Raw genomic sequence first — 18,899 nt, 5'->3', positions numbered from 1 at the left:
CAAAATGGGCCGGACGCGGACGTCCGGCCCTGAAACGCGAAAAGATGAAAGCCCAGTGTTTAAGCGTGGGTGTCTTCTTCGGGGTACGCGCTGATGTGGTGCAGCGACAAATCCGCACCGCGGTATTCGTCTTCTTCGTGCAGACGAATGCCCATCACGGCTTTTAAGACGCCGTAAACAATGAAGCCGCCAACGGTGGCGAAAATGACACCCGCTGCCGAGCCCACCAATTGCGAGATGAACGTCACGCCGCCCAGGCCGCCCAAGGCTTCCAAGCCAAAGACGCCAGCGGCAATGCCGCCCCAAAGTCCGCACATGCCGTGCAGGGGCCAAACCCCCAGAACATCATCGATTTTCCATTTTTCTTGGCACTGGTTGAAGCCCCAGACAAACAACCCACCTGCGACGGTACCGACCGCCAAAGCGCCCAAGGGATGCATGATGTCTGAACCGGCGCACACCGCGACCAAGCCCGCCAGAGCGCCGTTGTGAATAAAGCCCGGATCGTTCTTGCCGACAACCACGGCTGCCAAAATGCCGCCGGCCAACGCCATCAAAGAGTTGATGGCGACCAGGCCCGTTACACCTTCGACCGATTGGGCACTCATGACGTTGAAGCCGAACCAGCCCACCACCAGGATCCAAGAGCCCAGCGCCAAAAATGGAATGTTGGACGGTGGAATGCCGACCAGGGATCCGTCTTTTTTATAACGCCCCTGGCGTGCCCCCAACATGATAACAGCCCCCAAAGCCAGCCAACCGCCGACCGCGTGAACCACGATGGAGCCGGCAAAGTCATGGAACGGGGCGCCGCCGATGCTCTCAATGATGTCTTGGAAGCCTAGGCGTGAACCCCACACCATGCCTTCGAAGGTGGGGTAGATCACAGCCACCAAGATACCCGTCGCCACCAGTTGCGGCCAAAACTTGGCGCGCTCGGCGATGCCGCCGGAAATGATCGCGGGAATGGCGGCGGCAAACGTCAAAAGGAAAAAGAATTTGACCAGATCATAACCGCTGGGTGCAAAGGCGGAGCCTTCAGCAGCACCCGTAATTACGCTGGCCGACGCAAAAAAATTCACCCCGTAGGCCACGGAATATCCGACAAAGAAATACGCCACCGTCGACATGGCGAAATCGGTGATGATTTTGACCAGCGCGTTGACTTGGTTCTTGCGGCGAACCGTACCCACTTCCAAAAAAGCGAAACCCGCGTGCATGGCGAGCACCATGGCCGCACCCATAAGCACAAAAAAGACGTCCATACCGACTTGCATGGCGAAATACCCCAACTCTCAATTTCTAAAGCACATCAAAGTCTTGCCGGACCCACAGCAAAGGCAGGCAGACCCCGGGCTCAGTGACTGAGCCGCTGAGACAATCTCAAGTTTCGTGCCAGTTTGTGGGTTTTAAGACAAGGCTTTGGAATCGAAAGGGGAATGTCGGGAATAGAACATTTCCAGACACAAATATGCCGCCCAATTTCTGTGCAGAAAAAAGGCAGATGCAAATATATGAGGCACTGTGCTGGGTCACAGTCGGGCCGGAAGCGGGAGCTTCCGGCCCTCTGTGTCTGAACGGGGTGGTTGGGGAATCAGATGCTGTGGGCGCCCCGTCCAAACTTATCGATCTCTTCATCCAATTTTGGGTAACAGAAAAAGCGAACGAAAAAACGATGTGCAAATTGTTCTTTTCAATCTTCGTGCCAGTTCGGAGAGATCCACACACTTGTTGTTCTTTCAATGGCTTAGGGGCATCCTTATGGTTAGTGTGCTATCCATAAGGACCCTTCTATTGCCTATATTTTATACAGGTTAATTTTTCTGCATATTAATTATGCACAGAAGCGCTCAAAAGCGCATCAAGGCTGGACAAATGAGTTCGGGAAGCCGATGCTGTGAGCCGAAAAAATCAACCCGCGTTTAAGGGACCTTTGCCATGGCGTCTACCGATACATCCACATCTGTCAACACCGTCGATATTTTGGTGATCGGCGGCGGCTTGGCGGGCGGCACGTTGTCTTTGGCTTTGGCCCAAGCTGGCTTCAGCGTTGCCACCATCGACAAAGAAGACATGGCCGGTTGGACCGACCGGGGGTTTGACGGCCGGGCCTCTGCCATTGCCTTGTCGTCCCAGCGCGTCTTGGAAGGTGTGGGCATTTGGGATGTGATCGCGCACGAAACGGCGCCGATGAAAGACATCCGCATTTCCGACGGTCATTCGCCGCTGTTTTTGCACTATGACCATGAAGAACTGGTGGATGCAGGTGGCGATGAAAAGCCCGACCCGTTCGGCTACATGGTGGAAAACCGCTCCATCCGCAAGGCCTTGAACGTATTGGTGCCCAAGACCGAAAACCTCACGTACTTCGCGCCCAACATGGTGGAAACGCTGGAGCGTTCAGCGGATGGTGTACACGCTGTGTTACAAGACGGGACAGAGGTACAGGCGCGCCTGGTCGTCGCATGCGAAGGCCGGGTTTCTCCCACCCGCGAAGCCGCAGGCATCCAGCTCACCAAATGGAGCTATCATCAGGCCGGGATCGTTTGCACGGTCGAACACGAACGCCCACACAATTTCTGTGCGCAAGAACACTTTCTGCCGACCGGTCCGTTTGCCATCTTGCCGCTACCGGGCAGTACAGAAAAACCCATGTGCCGCTCGTCCATCGTGTGGACCGAACGCGAAGACATCTGGCCCATCATTATGGAGCTGAACGACGAAGACTTCTTAGAAGAGTTGGAAGTGCGCTTTGGCGACTTTTTGGGCGAGATCGAAGTCATCGGCCCCAAATTCGCCTATCCGTTTTCCTTGCAATTTGCCCAAAGTTACACCGCCGAGCGTTTGGCTTTGGTGGCAGACAGCGCGCACGGCATGCACCCGATTGCGGGCCAAGGTCTTAACATGGGATTGCGCGATGTGGCGGCGTTGGCGGAAGTTCTGGTCGAAGCCCGGCGCGCGGGCCAGGATATTGGCGGTGCTCAGGCTCTGGAAAATTACGAGCGCTGGCGCCGTTTCGACAACAACTTGATGCTGGGCGTGACCGATGCGCTGGTGAAGCTGTTCTCCAACGACATTGAACCGGTGCAGCTGGCCCGCGATTTGGGCATGGCGGCGGTCAATGAAATGCCGGACCTCAAACGTTTCTTCATGAAGCACGCCATGGGCACCGTGGGCGAACTGCCGCGCCTGATGCGGCGCGAACCGCTTTAGACTTAGGGTTCGCGGCTTAAGCCTGCGGCCTCAATGGCTTTTAAATAATCGCCCCAAATTTGGTCTTGGTTTTCGCCCATGTTGTGGAGGAAATCCCAAGTGTAGATGCCGCTGTCGTGCAGATCGTCAAATTTCAGCGAAACGGCGTAATTGCCGACCATGTCGATTTTCATGATGGTGACGTGTTTGCGGCCGGCCACCAGGGTCTTTTGTTCGGGGCTGTGGCCTTGGACTTCGGCGGACGGGCTCTCCACGCGCAGCAACTCGGCGGGAATGGAAAACGACGTGCCGTCGGAAAAATCCACCTCTAGGGCGTTGGTTTCTTTGTTGTTGCGGATCTCTGTGGGCGTGTGCAGTTGGCCGAATTGGCGGTTGGCTTCGATCATCTTCAGTCCTTTTAGGGGCGCTATATTAGAAATTGCTGTTAGACTTAGAGCGCGCGCGCTTCACTTTCAAGCATAATGGGGATTCCATCGCGAATGGGGTAGGCCAGACCCGCTTGTTCACTGATCAATTCTTGGGTTTCAGAATCAAACTTCAGCGGCCCTTTGGTCAGCGGGCATACCAAGATTTCCAAAAGTTTGCGGTCCACATTGTGGGGTACGTCATCGGTCATGGGGGTATCTATTCCGGTTAATGCTTGAGCATGGGTTGATCATGCGCGCCATCGGAACTCATTTCAAACAAAGAAATCAGCATGGCGGCGCGGTCTTCTTGATCTGGGCATTCCAACAGGGCTTGCTTTTCTTCGGGTGCAAATGGGCACGTCATGGACAGCGAAGCCACCAAAGCTTCGTAGGGAGCCGTCGAAACGGCGTCCCAATCGGCTTCGATTTCATTGTCGCCGAAATAGGTGCGGGTGAGTTCCAACAAACGATCACGTCCCGGCCCGTCGTCGTTTTCAATGGGGCTTAAGTCCTGTTCAAACCCGCCGTAGAGCGCATCCACCGTGCGATAGCCGCTCCGGGGTTCCGGCGCATGCAGACCTTCGATGCGAAAGCGCATGAGGCCTTCTAGGGTGATGATGTAACGGCCATCGCCTGTGTCGGAAAACTGAATAATGCGCCCGACCGTGCCAATATCGTATAGCGCGGCGTCATCGGGGACGGGGTCGCCCTGGGTTTTGCGCGGTTGGATCATGCCGATGGTGCGCCCTTGGCCCAAGGCGTCGTCAATCATGTGGATGTAACGGGGCTCAAAAATTTGCAGCGGCAAATGGCCGAACGGCATCAACACCGCACCGCTCAAAGGAAAGATCGGCAGGCGGCGGGGCAGGTCGAAAGGGATGCGGGAGCTGACCATAAATCGCTTTCGTGTGTTAAGAGAACAAAATGGCAGACAGGCGTTTGCGGGCGTCCACCGTCACCGGGTCCATGGCCCCGATAGTGTCGAAAATTTTCAAAAGCTGCTTGCGCCCGGCTTCTTCGTTCCAAGCGCGGTCTATGGACACGATCTCTAACAGATTGTCGATGGCGGGCTCGGTCTGGCCTGCGGCGAATTGGGCTTGGGCCAACTCAAAGCGCGCATCCAAATCTTTGGGATTGTCAGCGACGCGTTGTTCCAGTTCAGCCGTGGCCGCACTGTCTGTGTTTTGGGACTCTTCTGCCAAATCCAGCGCGGAAATCGCTTGTTGAACATCAGAGCTTGCCAAGGTTTTGGCATCCAGTGCGTCCAACATATCACGGGCGCGGTCAACGTCACCTTGAAGGGCGATGGCCCGCAAAATTCCAGCGAACGCAGGGATCATAGTTGGGTCTTGGCTCAAGACCCCCGTATAAAGCTGTTCGGCGGTGAGACCGTCGCCGGATTTCAGCGCGTCTTGGGCCTGCTCCATTAAATCGTCCACCGGCGATTTGGCGTCGCCCAACAATTTATCGATAAACGCTTTGATTTGGCTTTCAGGCAGGGCACCGGCAAAAGCGTCGACTGGTTGACCGTCTTTAAAGGCAAAAACGGTGGGTACGGACTGAACGCGAAGCTGTCCGGCCAGGCCTTGGTTTTCATCAACATTGATTTTAACCATCTTCACCAAACCGCCCGCGCGTTTGACCATTTTTTCGAGCATCGGGCCCAAAGTTTTGCAAGGTCCACACCACGGTGCCCAGAAATCGACGATCACCGGGGTCACGGCGGATGCTTCGATGACATCGCGCGCAAAATTTTGGGTATCGGTGTCTTTGATTAAATCAGCTGGGTTCACAGCTTGCAGAGACGCGGGCTGACCCGGGCCTAAATCCAAAGCGGGTTTGGCTGCGGCTTCGTTTTGCGGCTCGGGCGCATTTTGATCAAGGATCAGATCGCTCATGGTGCGTCTCGCTGTTTGGGGGTCAAAGGTGACCCATAAATGGCGGGAAAACCGTCAAATCGCAAGCTCTGTGCGGCATTTTTTCAGAAATTAGGCACAATTGATCGTGTCAAAGTTCAAAACCAGCGGTTTGTGGCCCGTGTGATCGAAAAAACGTAATAAATCAGGACCGGATAGTGTCGTGGAACGGGTGTTGATCAGTGGATGGAAATTGACCTTATCGGCCTTTGCCAAGGTCTCGTCCAAAATCACGTGCACTTGAAGATCGGTGTCGTTGATGGTGCCAAACGGTGTGACGGATCCGGGTGTGACACCCAAATGCTGCATCAACAAATCTGCATTGGCGAACGACCAGTTTCCGGCTTTGAGGTGTTTGCGCAACGGGTTTAGTTGTATGTCTTGTTGTTCTTCAGCGACAATCAGCCACAACGCTCCCTTTTTGTTTTTCAAAAATAGGTTTTTGGAATGCAGACCGGGGATCGAGCCCCGCAGCGCCTGACTTTGCTCCACCGTCATGAGCGCCTCGTGTTCGTGGGTGAGGTGGGCAATGCCTAGGTTTGTGAGGACTTGCAGAAGCTCGTCAGAGGTTGATGGCGTGATTTGCGTCATGAATTGCTTGGCCTTAGGTGTGGGGAGGGATGAATTGTCATTTTTCCGAAAAAAAGTGAAAAGAGGGCTTGCAAAGGCTGAGTGGCTGGGTATTATCCGCCTCGCCTTTCGGAAGGCGGTGCGCGGGTGTAGCTCAGGGGTAGAGCGAAACCTTGCCAAGGTTTAGGTCGTGAGTTCGAATCTCATCACCCGCTCCATCTTTCCGAATGTGTGCAAAAGAGACCGGGCAGGAGCCTGGTTTTTTTGTGCCCGCATTCTGTGTTTCGTTTATTCAATGATTGAGCTCTGAGCGATAAACGTGACCAACGCAGCAAGCATGGCAATTGTGGTTAAGCCCATGGCAAAAAAGGCATTCCCCCAGGTGAGCAGCGGGTGATCAGTGCGATCTTCATGTCGGCGCTCGTGGGTCCGGCGTTCACGTCCGGCGACCAGGGTGAAATAAAAGCGCGACCCGACAAACGGGACCGAAAAACGGATGTTGATCGGGTGATGGTTCCACGGCTGGGCCATACGGGCCTCAACGGCCGTGTCGGCGGCGCTGTCCGGGCTGATGATATCTTGGCTCATAACGAACGACTTCTCCTCAAAAGCACTGGTGCGTCTTAACGCGCCCTTAAAGAGTCTCACACCACCATAGTCTGGTCAATATGAGGGATGGCGCCACCAACGAACCCGTAATTTCTTTTGTAATTTCTAGGATGTGCACTAGTTGTAAAAGAATGAGGGATCCAGGCGCAGGGCAGGAGAATGGGCCAATGGCACTCGATGCTGATCACAAACGCCGCATGAAGGTGGTGGACAAGGTCGTCAAAGGATCTTGTAAACACCTCGCGAAGTCTGACCGGGGAAATCTTGAGAACTTCGCCACACAGTATTTTCAACATTTAGCCATAGACGACCTGGAAAGTATGGAGGCCGACGCCATTTGTGGGCTGGCCGTGCATCATCTGCAAGCCGCGAAAAAAAGACGGCCCGGTGACGTGGTCGTCAATATATACAATCCGTCCATTGAAAAAGAAGGCTGGACTATTGGTCACACGGTGGTTGAAATCATCACCGACGACATGCCGTTTCTGGTCGACAGTATCACAGCCGAAATCAACCGCCGGGGTTTAGGCGTTCATCTGGCTATACACCCGGTGTTGCGTATGCGCCGCACCAAGGCGGGCACGCTTTCAGAAGTTCTGGAACACGGCATACTTGGCGCGGACAAGGGGGTGATGGGCGAAAGCTTCGTGCATTTGCAGATCAACGAACAGCCCTTGATCATGCATGAAGAAATTGAAAATGCCTTACGTGACGTGTTGAGCGACGTGGAATTGGCGGTCAAAGGCTGGCGGCCCATGCGCACTGCGCTGGCGGATTTGATCGATGAGTTGGAAACCCTGACGGTCAATCTGCCAATCGAAGAGGTCAGCGAAGTGCGCGATTTCTTGCGCTGGCTGCATGACGACAACTTTACGTTCTTAGGACACCGCGAATACGAATTTTCCGGCAGAGGCACCAAAGCCAAAGTCAACATCGCCAAGGGTAGCGGCCTGGGCGTGTTGAAAGACAAATCGCGCGTGGTTTTTCAGGAACTGCGCGAGCTCGCCAAAATGCCCGCCGAAGTGCGCAGCTTCGTCAATCGCCAAGATTTGCTGTTGGTGACCAAAACCGAAATGCGATCACGCGTGCACCGTCCGGTGCAAATGGATTCTATCGGCATTAAGCGTCTGGATGCCAAAGGCCGTGTGGTCGGCATGCGTATTTTTGTCGGCTTGTTTACAGCCGCCGCCTACAATCGCAGTGCACGCGATATTCCACTGCTCAAGCGCAAAATCCAAGGCACCTTCGATCGCGCAGGCCTGCCCGCCAACAGCCACAACGGCAAAACGTTGCTCAATATTTTGGAAACGTTCCCGCGTGATGAATTGTTCCAAATCAACATCGACCAGCTTTTGGATACGGCACTGGGTATTTTGCGTCTACAAGATCGTCAAAAGGTGTCCCTATTTTTGCGGCGTGACGATTTTGATCGGTTCATGAGCTGCTTGTTGTTTGTGCCGCGCGATCGTTACAGCACGGATCTACGCGAAAAAATTCAAACGCGTTTGGAGCAAGCTTTTGACGGTGCTACCATTGCGCACTATGCCCACTTGGGCGATCAGGCCTTGGCCCGTTTGCATGTGGTGGTGAAAACCAAACCGGGCGCAATTCCGAAATTCGACACCAAGCGCATTGAAGCCGACATCGCCGAATTGGCGCATTCTTGGGGCGATCGTTTGGGTCGGGCCTTGATCCAAAAATATGGCGAGATGCAGGGCATGCGCCTGTTGGATACGTATCGCACGTCGTTCAACCGCAGCTATGAAGAAAATTTTTCCACCATCGATGCCATCGATGACATCAAGCGCATTGAACTGACGTATGTGTTTGAGCGCTTAGGTCTGTATCTGTACGAACTCAATGCGCCGTCCGGCCCACCTTTGCGCTTTAAGGTTTACAATCCCAAAGGCCCAGTGGCGCTGTCCGACATTTTGCCGGTCTTGGAAAACCTCGGCCTGCGCGTGATGGAAGAGATTCCCTACAAAGCCCAGCCCGATGGCGCGGCTTACAAAATCATCATTCATGATTTTGGTTTGGAACCGCGCGGCAAGTTAATGGGATCGGGCGACGATGTGCGTTCGCGTTTTCACGCGGCCTTCGATCAAGTGTGGGCCGGCAACATGGAAAGCGATGCGCTGAACGCTTTGATTCTGTCGGCCGGTCTGGATTGGCGGGAAGTCACGGTGCTGCGCGCATACACCAAGTATTTGCGTCAAGCGGGCATTACGTTCTCCGAAGAGTATATGGCTACCACGCTGGTGGAAAATGCTGCCATTACCCGTGGTATTGTCGACATGTTCGTGGCACGTTTTGCGCTGTTGGAGGATCCGGCCGATGCCAAAGCCCGCACGCAGCAACGCACCAAAGTCAAACGCCTGCACACCAAAATGATGGGGCTGCTGGAAGACGTGTCCAGCGCCGACCAAGACCGCATTTTGCGCCGTTACATCAACCTGGTCGAAGCCACCTTGCGCACCAACTTCTTCCAGCTGGACGAAGAGGACCATCCGAAAAAATGGTTGTCGTTCAAGCTGTCGTCGCGCGATGTGGACGAATTGCCGCTGCCGACACCAAAGTTCGAAGTCTTCGTTTATTCGCCCCGGGTCGAAGGCGTGCATTTGCGCTTTGGCAATGTGGCGCGCGGTGGGTTGCGTTGGTCGGACCGGCGCGAAGATTTCCGCACTGAAATTTTAGGCTTGGTCAAAGCCCAACAGGTTAAAAACGCGGTCATTGTTCCGGTGGGCTCAAAGGGCGGTTTTGTGGTGAAAAACCCGCCCACCGAAGGCGGTCGCCAAGCGTTCATGGACGAAGGTATTGAGTGTTACAAAACCTTTATTCGCGGGCTGTTGGATTTGACCGACAACTTAGACGAAAGCGGCAACGTTTTGCCGCCGCTTCAAGTCACCCGCCACGACCCGGACGATCCGTATTTGGTGGTTGCGGCGGACAAAGGCACGGCGACGTTCTCCGACATTGCCAACGGTGTGTCCGAGGACTACGGCTTTTGGCTGGGCGATGCGTTTGCGTCGGGGGGTTCGGTTGGGTACGACCACAAAAAAATGGGCATCACCGCGCGCGGTGCGTGGGAATCGGTCAAACGCCATTTCCGCGAAATGAACATCGACACCCAAACCCAGGATTTTACCTGCATTGGTGTGGGCGATATGTCGGGCGACGTGTTTGGCAATGGCATGTTGCTGTCCGAACACATTTGCTTGCGCGCAGCTTTCAACCATCTGCACATATTTATTGACCCGAACCCCGATGCGGCCAAGACGTTCAAAGAACGCAAGCGCCTGTTCAATCTGCCGCGTTCCAGCTGGACGGATTACGACACCAAGCTGTTTTCCAAAGGCGGCGGCATTTTTGATCGCTCGGCCAAATCCATTGCGCTGAGCAAAGAAATCAAAACCATGTTGGGCACCACGGCCGATAAACTTGCGCCCAACGAATTGATCAAGCTGATCTTAAAAATGGAAACAGACCTGTTGTGGTTCGGCGGCATCGGCACGTATATCAAAGCCAGCACAGAAAGCCACTTGGATGCAGGTGACCGCACCAACGATGCTTTGCGCGTCAACGCCGAAGACGTTAACGCCAAAGTTATCGGCGAAGGTGCCAATCTTGGCTGTACCCAACGCGCACGGGTCGAATATGCGTTGGGTGGGGGCCGTTTGAATACGGATTCCATCGATAACTCCGCCGGCGTGGATTGCTCGGATCACGAGGTCAACATCAAGATCTTGCTCGACACCTTGGTGGCACAGAACAAATTGGGGGCCAAAGCACGCAACAGCTTGTTGGAGCGTATGACCGACGAAGTCGGCGATTTGGTGTTGTGGGACAATTACGAACAAACCCAGGCGATCTCTATCGTTTCGGCGCGCAGCTTCGATCTGGTCGATCACCACATGCGTTTGATGCGCATGTTGGAAAAATCCGACCGCTTGAACCGCGGTGTGGAGTTCTTGCCCGACGACGAAACCCTCAACGAGCGCGCCTTGGGCGGGCGGGGTTTGACCCGGCCTGAAATCTCGGTGCTGATGTCGTATTCGAAAATTTGGCTCTATGACGAAATGCTGGCTTCAAGCTTGCCCGATGAGCCCTATTTGAACCGCGATTTGCTGCGCTATTTCCCCACACCGCTGCAAAAAAAGCATGCCGAGGCCATTGGTGAGCATCGATTGCGCCGTGAAATCGTCGCCACACGGGTGACGAATTCCATGGTCAACCGGGTGGGCGGAACGTTCGTCAGCCAGTTGATGGAAAAAACCGGCATGAAGCCGATGGAAATCGCGCGCGCTTTTATCATTGCCCGTGAAGTGTTTTCGGCGCGTGAAATGTGGAAACCCATTGAGGCGTTGGACAATGTCGTTGGCGCGGATGTGCAAACCACCATGCTGTTGGATGTGAACAAACTGTTGGATCGCGGCACCGTATGGTTCTTGCGCAATGGATCTACCGAGGAAGACTTGGAACAGACCGTCGCCCGCTTTGTGGACGGCGTTTCGACGCTATCGGACTGCCTGTTCGATGTGCTGCCGGAGCATTACCGCGAAGACCAAACCTTCCGCGCCCGGCTGTATCTGGACCGGGGCGCGCCCGAAGATTTGTCCATGACCATTGCCGGACTGGTGAACTTGGCGTCCGCGCCCGATATCGTCAAATTGGCCATCGAGCGCAATTTGGACGTTTGCAAAGTTGCCGAGCTTTACTTCGCAGTCGGCTCCCAGTTCCGCTTGGGCCGTCTGCGCGCGGCGTGCGAACAGGTCGCGGGCGAAAGCCACTGGCAAAAATTGGCGGTGGCGGCCTTGGTCGAAGAGGTCTTTGCCCATCAGCTCAATTTGACCGCACATGTGTTGGATGTGTCCAAAAACGTTACCGATCCGGCGCGCGCCATCAAAGCGTGGTCAACGGCACACCAAAATGCCATCGAGCGGACCGAGCAGTTGCTCACCGAACTCTGGACCGGAGACATCACCGATATCTCCATGATCGCGGTGGCCAGCCGGGCGCTGAAATCTCTGACGGAAGGACGTTAAGCTTTTGAAATGAAGCAAAACGCCTCGCAATTTGCGAAGCAAAATGGAAAAAAAGGGGTTGGAGCTAGGCTCCAACCCCGAAGTAAACGTCTAGGGTAACCCCTGGACGAGAGTGGACTGTTCAAAGGTGTGGCTGGGTGTATGCCACCCCGCCTGCCTTAAGCCTTTCATCGATCGTTTGTTGGAGATGGTCCATATCAAACGGCTTGGTGATGTAGTCCGTACATCCAGCGTTCTCGCAATCGGAACGCAAATCGGCGTCGGTCTTTGCGGTCAGGACCACCACCGGAACCTGAGGGATTCTGCGGGAATGGCGCAGGATGTTGAGAGTCGAATAACCATCCAAAACCGGCATTTCCATATCCAAAATCACCACATCGGGATGGCTCGTCGTCGCCAGTCCAATGCCATGTGCACCGTCTTCGGCCTCCATCACGAGATGGCCCTTTACGGTGAAAAATTTTGACAACAAGCTCCGGATATCCGGGTCGTCGTCGATGACCAAAATGCGTCCCATCTGCATTTACCCCCCAGGTCCCCCAAAGGAACCCCTTGCAAATTCTCTTACGCTCTAAGCTCAGCCTAGAAAGAGCAAACCGCGTGCCATTTTATAAAATGATCATATGGATTTGATTTCGTTCTGGGGTTAACCTTTCAACATGATCGAAATGCGCGCTTTGAAAAAACGTTTTGATACCGTTCAGGCTTTAAATGGGCTGAGTCTAACGGCCAATGATGGTGAGGTGACCGGATTGATCGGTCCCAACGGTGCGGGCAAGACCACAGCATTTCGGATTGTCTATGGATTGTTGCAAGCGGACGCGGGCGCGGCGCTGGTGGATGGCGTCGATGTGGCCCAAGACCGCATGTTGGCGCAACGCCAGTTGGGCGTTTTGCCGGATGTGCGGGGTCTGTATCCACGCCTGACGGCACGCGAACACATTCACTATTTCGGCACCCTGCACGGTGCTCGGGGCCGGGATTTGGATAATGATATTGAAGAGCTGGTTGAGCGTCTCGGTATGCAAGACTTCGCAGATCGCTTGGCCAAAGGCTATTCGCGTGGGCAAGAGCTCAAGGTCGCGTTGGGTCGCGCCATGGTTCACCGGCCTAAAAATCTGATTTTGGATGAGCCCACCAATGGCTTGGACGTGATGAGCTCACGCGCTGTGCGCGGGTTGATCGGCGAGATGAAAGACCAAGGGCATTGCATCCTCTTGTCCAGCCACATCATGAGCGAGGTCTCTGCGTTGTGCGATCGCTTGGTCATTGTGGCGGGTGGGGCGGTGGTGTGCGAAGGCACGCCCGACCAGCTTTGCCAAGACAATCGGGTTGATAACATCGAAGATTTGTTTGTTCAGGTCTTGGCCGAACACGCGGCCCAAGAGCAGGAGGCCGCGCCATGAAGGATACGACGGCTTCCGGATGGTTCTGGCGCTGGTGGGGTGTCTTTAAAAAAGAACTGATCGACCACACCCGCGACCGCCGCTCGATTATGTTGGCGCTGATTTACCCTATGCTGGGCCCCTTATTGGTGGGGGGCGCCATGTATTTTGCGGGCAAAACCTTGCAGGGCGATTTTCGCGAAAAGTTTATCGAAGTGCCCGTGGCGGGTCTGGAGTTCGCACCGGGTTTGAAAACGTATATGGAATCGCAAAACGTTCGCTTTAAGCCCGTGACCGCGTCTCGTGAGCTTCAAGAGAAACACGTGCGCGAAGGCCGCTTGCCCGTGGTTTTGGTGATCCCCAAAGCCGCTCAGGGACAAGAGCACTTTGACGTGGAGTTCATCACCAACACGGGCCGCGTGGACAATCTGAAGGTCACCATTCGGCTTGGAAACATCATCCGCGGTTACAACAGAAAACAAGCTGAAACCATTGCTTTAGCCGCGGGGCTGGATGCGGGGTATGCGTCGTCCGTTGAAATCATCCGCACCAACGTGGCGCGCGACGCCAATGTGGCGGTGTTTTTTTACAACATGATGCCGCCCTTGATGATCTTCATGATCTTTTTGGGCGGCGTGCATTTGGCCATCGACACCACGGTGGGCGAGCGTGAGCGGGGCTCGCTAGAGCCGTTGTTGTTGGCGCCTGTCGAGCGCTGGGTGTTGTTGTTGGCGAAATCCGGCGCGGCGTTTGTGTTTACCGCCGTGACAGCCCTGGTCAACGTGGTGGCATTTCGTTTGTTCATGGGCTGGGCGGTGATGAGTTCCGACAAATTGGTGCCGCCGCCCGATTGGTTGGTGTTTATTGAGCTGTTTGTCATCGCAGCCCCCTTAATGCTGATCGCGGTGGCGCTGCAGATGTCCATCGCCGTGATCACCCGGTCCATGAAAGAGGCGCAGATTTATTTGGGCCTTTTGCCCCTGGTGCCCGCACTGCCGGGCATGGTCATGGTGTTTTCGCCGGTCGATCCCTCGGCGGTGACGTCACTGGTGCCGATTTTGGGGCAGATGTTGTTGCTGACACAGCTGGTCTCTGGGCAAGAGCTGGACGCGCTTCAGGTCTTAAGTGCGACGGCTTCAACGACGCTGAGCGCAGGTTTGATTTTTCTGCTCGCCGCGAAATGGTTCCGCCGTGAAAAGATGTTTGTATTGGGCTAAGCGCGCTTGGCCCGAAGGCCCAAGACCGTGTGCACGGCCAACACTGTAATCAAAATCGCCCCGCCGATGAGCGTCAGTTCCGGCGGTTCTTCGCCGATCACCAGCCATACCCAAAAAGGGCCTAAGACGGTCTCCAACAAAAAGATCAGGCTGACTTCCGCAGACGGTACATATTTTGGTGCTTCGGTGGTTAAGCCGAACGATACCGGGATGACCACGCCGCCCAGGATGACCATGTACACCCAATCCAGACCGACCAGTGAAAATGGCGCAGCGAAAGCCACCATCATCGAGGCTGTCATTAAACCGCCCAACGCAACGATGGGGGTGGTGTCCAAATCACCCCGTCGCAATAGCGTCAAGATCGCGGCCAGGAACAAGGCGACACCCACGGCTGCACCATCCCCAATGAAGGTGGAGCGCTGAAGGCCTTCACCCATGATCGCAGCGATGCAGACAACACCAATGACGGCGGTGAACCAGGTACGCATCGGTGCGTGTTCCCGCAAAAAAAGGGATGACATGGCGGCGGCGAAGATCGGGGCTGTGGACAGGATCACTAAGGTATTGGCCACCGATGTGTGGCGGATAGACACCACAAACAGGCATGTGTTCACGGCAAACAAAAAGGCCACCAGCACGCCTTTGCGTGACAGTCTGGTGAAGGCCTGAACGGGATTTGTGCGCCGGTGTGCGGTGATGAACAGCGTAAGCGCACCAAACGTGAAAAGACCCCGCCAAAACAGCAGGGTCCATTCGTCAGCAGAAATCAGGCGGATCAACAGCGCATCCGGTGTCAGCACCAAAATACCAACTATGGCAAGCCACAGGCCTTTGGCGTGATCGGACCGATTGTGCATTTAAACCTCGCTGTGCACCGGGAGGGCCTTCGGCCCGACGAGCGTACAAGTGTGCGCCGCGCGCATGCGCGAGCCCAAGCAAGCTGGGCTTGCGCCCGGCGCTTGAGGGCCAATATCAGTGCCGGAAGTGACGCATGCCGGTGAAGACCATGGCGATGCCCGCTTTGTTGGCGGCTTCGATGACTTCTTCGTCACGCATGGACCCGCCCGGCTGAATAGCCGCCACGGCACCTGCATCCACGGCTTCTAACAAACCGTCGGCAAACGGGAAGAACGCGTCCGATGCGACGACCGAGCCGATGGCCCAGCTGGTGTCTTCGCCTTGAGCTTTGGCGGCCTGCTCGGCGCGAAAGGCGGCGATGCGGCAGCTGTTCACACGGCTCATCTGGCCAGCACCCACACCAACGGTGCGTCCGTCTTTGCAATACACAATGGCATTGGATTTGACGTGCTTGCCAACCGTGTAGGCGAATTTCATGTCCGTGAGTTGTGCGTCGGTCGGGGCTTTTTCGGTGACGACTTTGAGATCATCGATGATGGCGTTGTCGCGGCCCTGAACCAGCAAGCCACCGGCGAGCATTTTCACCGTGCGCCCACCCGCCGTCGGGTCGGGCATGCCGCCCGTGGTCAGCACGCGCAGGTTCTTTTTACCGGCCAGAATTTTCAAAGCGTCTTCGTCCACATCCGGGGCGATGATGACTTCGGTGAAGATTTTTGTGATTTCTTCCGCCGTTTCGCCGTCCAAGGTACGGTTCAAGGCGACGATGCCGCCGAACGCGCTTTCCATGTCCGTGACGTAAGCTTTTTTGTAGGCGTCGACCAAGCTGTCACCCAGCGCCACACCGCAAGGGTTGGCGTGTTTGATAATCGCACAGGCCGTTTGGTCGAACTCTGCAACCAGTTCAAACGCGGCGTCGGTGTCGTTTAAGTTGTTGTAGCTGAGCTCTTTGCCTTGGAGCTGGGTGGCGGTCGCCACGCCTGGACGTTGGTCGCCGTTGACGTAGAACGCGGCCGCTTGGTGGGGGTTTTCACCATAGCGCATGGTTTGTTTGATCTCACCGGCGAAGCTCAAACGCTTCGGCCAAGTCTGATCCGTTTCATCCGCCAGCCAGGTAGAGATCGCAGCGTCATATGCAGCGGTGCGGGCATAGGCGCGTTGGGCGAGGAATTTGCGGGTTTCCAGGGAGGTTGCCCCGGAGTTGTCAGCCATTTCGTCCATGACACGCTGGTAGTCTTCAGGTTCGACCACCACGGTAACGTCGCCGTGGTTTTTGGCCGCCGCGCGGATCATCGCCGGGCCACCGATGTCGATGTTTTCGACACAGTCGTCATAGGCCGCGCCACGGGCCAGGGTTTCTTCAAACGGGTAGAGGTTCACGCACAACAAATCGATGGGGGCGATGTTGTGGTCTTCCATGGCCTTCAGGTGCTCGGCATTGTCGCGCACCGCCAGAAGGCCGCCGTGGATGGACGGTTGCAGCGTTTTGACGCGACCGTCCATAATTTCAGGAAAGCCCGTGTGCTCGGAAACTTCGGTCACCGGAACACCGGCGTCCGCCAGCATTTTGGCGGTGCCGCCGGTGGACAAGACCTCTGCGCCTTGGTCGGCGAGAAATTGGCCAAATTCGACAATTCCGGTTTTATCGGAAACGGATAAAAGTGCGCGGCGGATGGGTTCGGACATAAACGGATTCCCCAGATTTGGATGGCGAGAAAGTGGTGCTCGCCATATACCAGTCCGAGCGCGCGAACGCTAGCCCCGCCGCGTCACAAAAGCGCAATTTTCTGGGGATGGGCGGGGATTTTATTCGTTTGCGCGTCGATCTTGTGGCGGCGGTGCATATTCCGGCACCAAGACTTTGAGCGCATTCATCAAATCGTCCAAATTTTCAGCGCGGGCGGCGGTGTCCAATGTATCCAAGACGGCGCGGACATGATCCACGTCCTGGGTGCGCGGCGAAGCCAGCAAGATGCCCGGTGCGTCCGTGGGTACCGGGGGCTCTGCGCCATGGAAAATTTCTTCGAACAGCTTTTCGCCGGGCCGGGTCCCGGTGAACTGGATCTCAATATCAAGATCGGGTTCCAGCCCGGCCAAGCGGATCATTTGGCGCGCCAGCTCGACGATCTTGACCGGCTCGCCCATGTCCAAGACAAACAGCTTGCCGTCTGTCGCGTGGCTCGATCCGCCCATGGCGGAGGCTTGTAAAATCAGTTCGACCGCTTCGTGAATGGTCATGAAATAGCGTGTCATGTCCGGGTGCGTGACGGTGAGGGGCCCACCGGCTTCCAGCTGTTTTTTAAACAGCGGCACCACGGACCCGGTCGAGCCCAAGACATTGCCAAACCGCACGGTGACAAACCGTGTTCCTGTATCCCTGCCCCGGCGCAAGTCCAAAGCCTGTACGTACGTTTCGGCGATGCGCTTGGTCGCCCCCATGATGTTGGTGGGATTGACCGCTTTGTCGGTCGAAATCATCACCATCATGTGGACCCCGGCGGTTTCGCAAGCGTCTGCGACAATGCGCGAGCCTTGGGCATTGGTTAAAATGCCTTCGAAAGGATTGTCTTCTACCAGCGGCACATGCTTGAGCGCAGCGGCATGAAACACCAATTCGGGTTTGTAGCGTTCGAACACATGATCTATGCGCTCACGTTCGCGCACATCGGCGATCACGGCATGGCGGGTGAGCTCAGCATGGGCTTTGCCCACCTCTTGATCGATCAAATAGAGCGCGTATTCTGAATTTTCCACCAACACCAATTCGGTAGGGCCGATGGCGGCGACTTGGCGTACCAGTTCAGAACCGATGGAGCCGCCCGCACCGGTGATCAAGACCCGCTTGTTTTTCACCAATGCGGCCATGGCGTCGCGATCCAGCGGTTGTTGGGGGCGGCCTAAGAGATCCTCAATGGCAATGGGGCGCAGCCGCATCTGTTGTTCTTCGCCCGAGTGTAAATCATCCACACGCGGGATGCGCCCGATGGTTAAGCCGCGCTGTTGTGCGACATCCATCAGTTCGCGCACGCTGGCACCCTTGATGTTGTCTTTGGAAAGAACCAAACGTTGCGGGCGGTCTTCATCTTTGAGCTGATCCACAACGTTTTCAAGATCATGGACCGTGCCCAGCACTTCGACGTTGTGCATGAAGCGCCCGACACGGTTTTGGGATTCGGAAACAATGCCCACCGGACGATAGGAGAAATTTTCCGAGCGTTGCGCGGTGCGAATAAAGACTTCAGCCGCATCGCCCGCACCCACCAACAAAACGGGAATTTTGCGAGTGGCATTGAGATTGAGATGCCAGTCATAGCGCCGGTCTTTGAGGGTCCGGTATAAAAAACGCGGCCCCCCCAGCAGCGCCAACAACACGAACCAGTTGATCACCGGAACAGAGCGCGGCACACCTTCGAGCCGGAAGAACAAAAACATCTCGACGGAAAAAATGATGATCAGCAGCGTCACCGCGCGCGACATATTGAACAGATCGTTCATGGACGCATAGCGCCAAATACCGCGGTACATGCGCAGGCTTAAAAAAACCAGAGCGGCGGTGACGGAGAAGATAACTGTACCGGGAATCAGCGTGTGGCTGGCCAAAACGCTATCAACATCGCCCAAACGCAAAACCATGGAAATGCCAAACGATACAGCTGCCATAATGACATCGTGTACGAAGACG

General features: G+C 55.5%; 15 protein-coding genes and 1 tRNA gene. 5 read left to right on the top strand and 11 right to left on the bottom strand.

The annotated features are described in order from the left end of the window. Nucleotides 1–59: 59 nt before the first annotated feature. A complete protein-coding gene (locus V5T82_RS00500; protein ID WP_332893613.1) occupies nucleotides 60–1,277 on the bottom strand; it encodes an ammonium transporter in 1,218 nt (405 codons plus the stop codon). Between the two features lie 661 nt (nucleotides 1,278–1,938). Between V5T82_RS00500 and V5T82_RS00495 the strand changes: the two genes are divergently transcribed. Next, entirely contained in the window at nucleotides 1,939–3,213 is a 1,275-nt protein-coding gene (locus tag V5T82_RS00495; protein ID WP_332893612.1) for a UbiH/UbiF/VisC/COQ6 family ubiquinone biosynthesis hydroxylase, read from the top strand. Nucleotides 3,214–3,215: 2 nt separating this feature from the next. On the opposite strand, the gene V5T82_RS00490 is transcribed toward V5T82_RS00495, so the two are convergent. The 5 genes from V5T82_RS00490 to V5T82_RS00470 all read right to left on the bottom strand — a co-directional run bounded on the left by V5T82_RS00490 (nucleotide 3,216) and on the right by V5T82_RS00470 (nucleotide 6,127). Next, the gene (locus V5T82_RS00490; protein WP_332893611.1) at nucleotides 3,216–3,599 is read right to left on the bottom strand and encodes a gamma-butyrobetaine hydroxylase family protein; all 384 of its coding nucleotides are present in this window, start codon (nucleotides 3,597–3,599) and stop codon (nucleotides 3,216–3,218) included. A 44-nt stretch (nucleotides 3,600–3,643) separates the two neighbouring features. Next, on the bottom strand, nucleotides 3,644–3,829 hold the full coding sequence (locus V5T82_RS00485; RefSeq protein WP_332893610.1) for a Trm112 family protein: 186 nt from the start codon (nucleotides 3,827–3,829) through the stop codon (nucleotides 3,644–3,646). A 17-nt stretch (nucleotides 3,830–3,846) separates the two neighbouring features. Beyond that, nucleotides 3,847–4,515, bottom strand: coding sequence for an LON peptidase substrate-binding domain-containing protein (locus tag V5T82_RS00480; RefSeq protein ID WP_332893609.1), 669 nt, complete (start codon nucleotides 4,513–4,515; stop codon nucleotides 3,847–3,849). Nucleotides 4,516–4,531: 16 nt separating this feature from the next. Then, entirely contained in the window at nucleotides 4,532–5,518 is a 987-nt protein-coding gene (gene trxA / locus V5T82_RS00475; RefSeq protein ID WP_332893608.1) for a thioredoxin, read from the bottom strand. 90 nt (nucleotides 5,519–5,608) lie between these two features. After that, a complete protein-coding gene (locus tag V5T82_RS00470) occupies nucleotides 5,609–6,127 on the bottom strand; it encodes a prolyl-tRNA synthetase associated domain-containing protein (protein ID WP_332893607.1) in 519 nt (172 codons plus the stop codon). Between the two features lie 122 nt (nucleotides 6,128–6,249). On the opposite strand from V5T82_RS00470, the gene V5T82_RS00465 reads away from it, so the two are divergent. After that, a tRNA-Gly gene (locus V5T82_RS00465) sits at nucleotides 6,250–6,324 on the top strand. Between the two features lie 70 nt (nucleotides 6,325–6,394). Here the strand turns inward: V5T82_RS00465 and V5T82_RS00460 are convergent. After that, the gene (locus V5T82_RS00460) at nucleotides 6,395–6,694 is read right to left on the bottom strand and encodes a hypothetical protein (RefSeq protein ID WP_332893606.1); all 300 of its coding nucleotides are present in this window, start codon (nucleotides 6,692–6,694) and stop codon (nucleotides 6,395–6,397) included. A 188-nt stretch (nucleotides 6,695–6,882) separates the two neighbouring features. Between V5T82_RS00460 and V5T82_RS00455 the strand changes: the two genes are divergently transcribed. Continuing rightward, on the top strand, nucleotides 6,883–11,757 hold the full coding sequence (locus tag V5T82_RS00455; protein WP_332893605.1) for an NAD-glutamate dehydrogenase: 4,875 nt from the start codon (nucleotides 6,883–6,885) through the stop codon (nucleotides 11,755–11,757). Between the two features lie 121 nt (nucleotides 11,758–11,878). Here V5T82_RS00455 and V5T82_RS00450 read toward each other — a convergent pair whose 3' ends face one another. Beyond that, nucleotides 11,879–12,274, bottom strand: a complete 396-nt coding sequence (locus tag V5T82_RS00450) for a response regulator (protein ID WP_332893604.1) — start codon at nucleotides 12,272–12,274, stop codon at nucleotides 11,879–11,881. A 142-nt stretch (nucleotides 12,275–12,416) separates the two neighbouring features. On the opposite strand from V5T82_RS00450, the gene V5T82_RS00445 reads away from it, so the two are divergent. Both V5T82_RS00445 and V5T82_RS00440 read left to right on the top strand, forming a co-directional pair. Next, a complete protein-coding gene (locus V5T82_RS00445; protein ID WP_332893603.1) occupies nucleotides 12,417–13,163 on the top strand; it encodes an ABC transporter ATP-binding protein in 747 nt (248 codons plus the stop codon). Next, on the top strand, nucleotides 13,160–14,359 hold the full coding sequence (locus V5T82_RS00440) for an ABC transporter permease (protein ID WP_332893602.1): 1,200 nt from the start codon (nucleotides 13,160–13,162) through the stop codon (nucleotides 14,357–14,359). The genes V5T82_RS00445 and V5T82_RS00440 overlap by 4 nt, the downstream gene beginning before the upstream one ends. On the opposite strand, the gene V5T82_RS00435 is transcribed toward V5T82_RS00440, so the two are convergent. From V5T82_RS00435 to V5T82_RS00425, 3 genes are all read right to left on the bottom strand, one after another. Continuing rightward, a complete protein-coding gene (locus tag V5T82_RS00435; RefSeq protein ID WP_332893601.1) occupies nucleotides 14,356–15,219 on the bottom strand; it encodes a DMT family transporter in 864 nt (287 codons plus the stop codon). The genes V5T82_RS00440 and V5T82_RS00435 overlap by 4 nt on opposite strands. A gap of 115 nt (nucleotides 15,220–15,334) precedes the next feature. Continuing rightward, nucleotides 15,335–16,903, bottom strand: coding sequence for a bifunctional phosphoribosylaminoimidazolecarboxamide formyltransferase/IMP cyclohydrolase (gene purH / locus V5T82_RS00430; RefSeq protein ID WP_332893600.1), 1,569 nt, complete (start codon nucleotides 16,901–16,903; stop codon nucleotides 15,335–15,337). 120 nt (nucleotides 16,904–17,023) lie between these two features. After that, the gene (locus V5T82_RS00425) at nucleotides 17,024–18,877 is read right to left on the bottom strand and encodes a polysaccharide biosynthesis protein (RefSeq protein ID WP_332893599.1); all 1,854 of its coding nucleotides are present in this window, start codon (nucleotides 18,875–18,877) and stop codon (nucleotides 17,024–17,026) included. Nucleotides 18,878–18,899 lie beyond the last annotated feature (22 nt).

This window comes from Magnetovibrio sp. PR-2, from assembly GCF_036689815.1.
GTDB lineage: Bacteria > Pseudomonadota > Alphaproteobacteria > Rhodospirillales > Magnetovibrionaceae > Magnetovibrio.
Note: the sequence above shows the minus strand (reverse complement) of the source record. Positions and strands in the feature narration are given on the sequence as shown.

Coding starts and splice junctions, on each gene's coding strand:
- V5T82_RS00500 (WP_332893613.1), bottom strand. CDS start 1,277: ATGCAAGTCGGTATGGACGTCTTTTTTGTGCTTATGGGTGCGGCCATG.
- V5T82_RS00495 (WP_332893612.1), top strand. CDS start 1,939: ATGGCGTCTACCGATACATCCACATCTGTCAACACCGTCGATATTTTG.
- V5T82_RS00490 (WP_332893611.1), bottom strand. CDS start 3,599: ATGATCGAAGCCAACCGCCAATTCGGCCAACTGCACACGCCCACAGAG.
- V5T82_RS00485 (WP_332893610.1), bottom strand. CDS start 3,829: ATGACCGATGACGTACCCCACAATGTGGACCGCAAACTTTTGGAAATC.
- V5T82_RS00480 (WP_332893609.1), bottom strand. CDS start 4,515: ATGGTCAGCTCCCGCATCCCTTTCGACCTGCCCCGCCGCCTGCCGATC.
- trxA (WP_332893608.1), bottom strand. CDS start 5,518: ATGAGCGATCTGATCCTTGATCAAAATGCGCCCGAGCCGCAAAACGAA.
- V5T82_RS00470 (WP_332893607.1), bottom strand. CDS start 6,127: ATGACGCAAATCACGCCATCAACCTCTGACGAGCTTCTGCAAGTCCTC.
- V5T82_RS00460 (WP_332893606.1), bottom strand. CDS start 6,694: ATGAGCCAAGATATCATCAGCCCGGACAGCGCCGCCGACACGGCCGTT.
- V5T82_RS00455 (WP_332893605.1), top strand. CDS start 6,883: ATGGCACTCGATGCTGATCACAAACGCCGCATGAAGGTGGTGGACAAG.
- V5T82_RS00450 (WP_332893604.1), bottom strand. CDS start 12,274: ATGGGACGCATTTTGGTCATCGACGACGACCCGGATATCCGGAGCTTG.
- V5T82_RS00445 (WP_332893603.1), top strand. CDS start 12,417: ATGATCGAAATGCGCGCTTTGAAAAAACGTTTTGATACCGTTCAGGCT.
- V5T82_RS00440 (WP_332893602.1), top strand. CDS start 13,160: ATGAAGGATACGACGGCTTCCGGATGGTTCTGGCGCTGGTGGGGTGTC.
- V5T82_RS00435 (WP_332893601.1), bottom strand. CDS start 15,219: ATGCACAATCGGTCCGATCACGCCAAAGGCCTGTGGCTTGCCATAGTT.
- purH (WP_332893600.1), bottom strand. CDS start 16,903: ATGTCCGAACCCATCCGCCGCGCACTTTTATCCGTTTCCGATAAAACC.
- V5T82_RS00425 (WP_332893599.1), bottom strand. CDS start 18,877: ATGGCAGCTGTATCGTTTGGCATTTCCATGGTTTTGCGTTTGGGCGAT.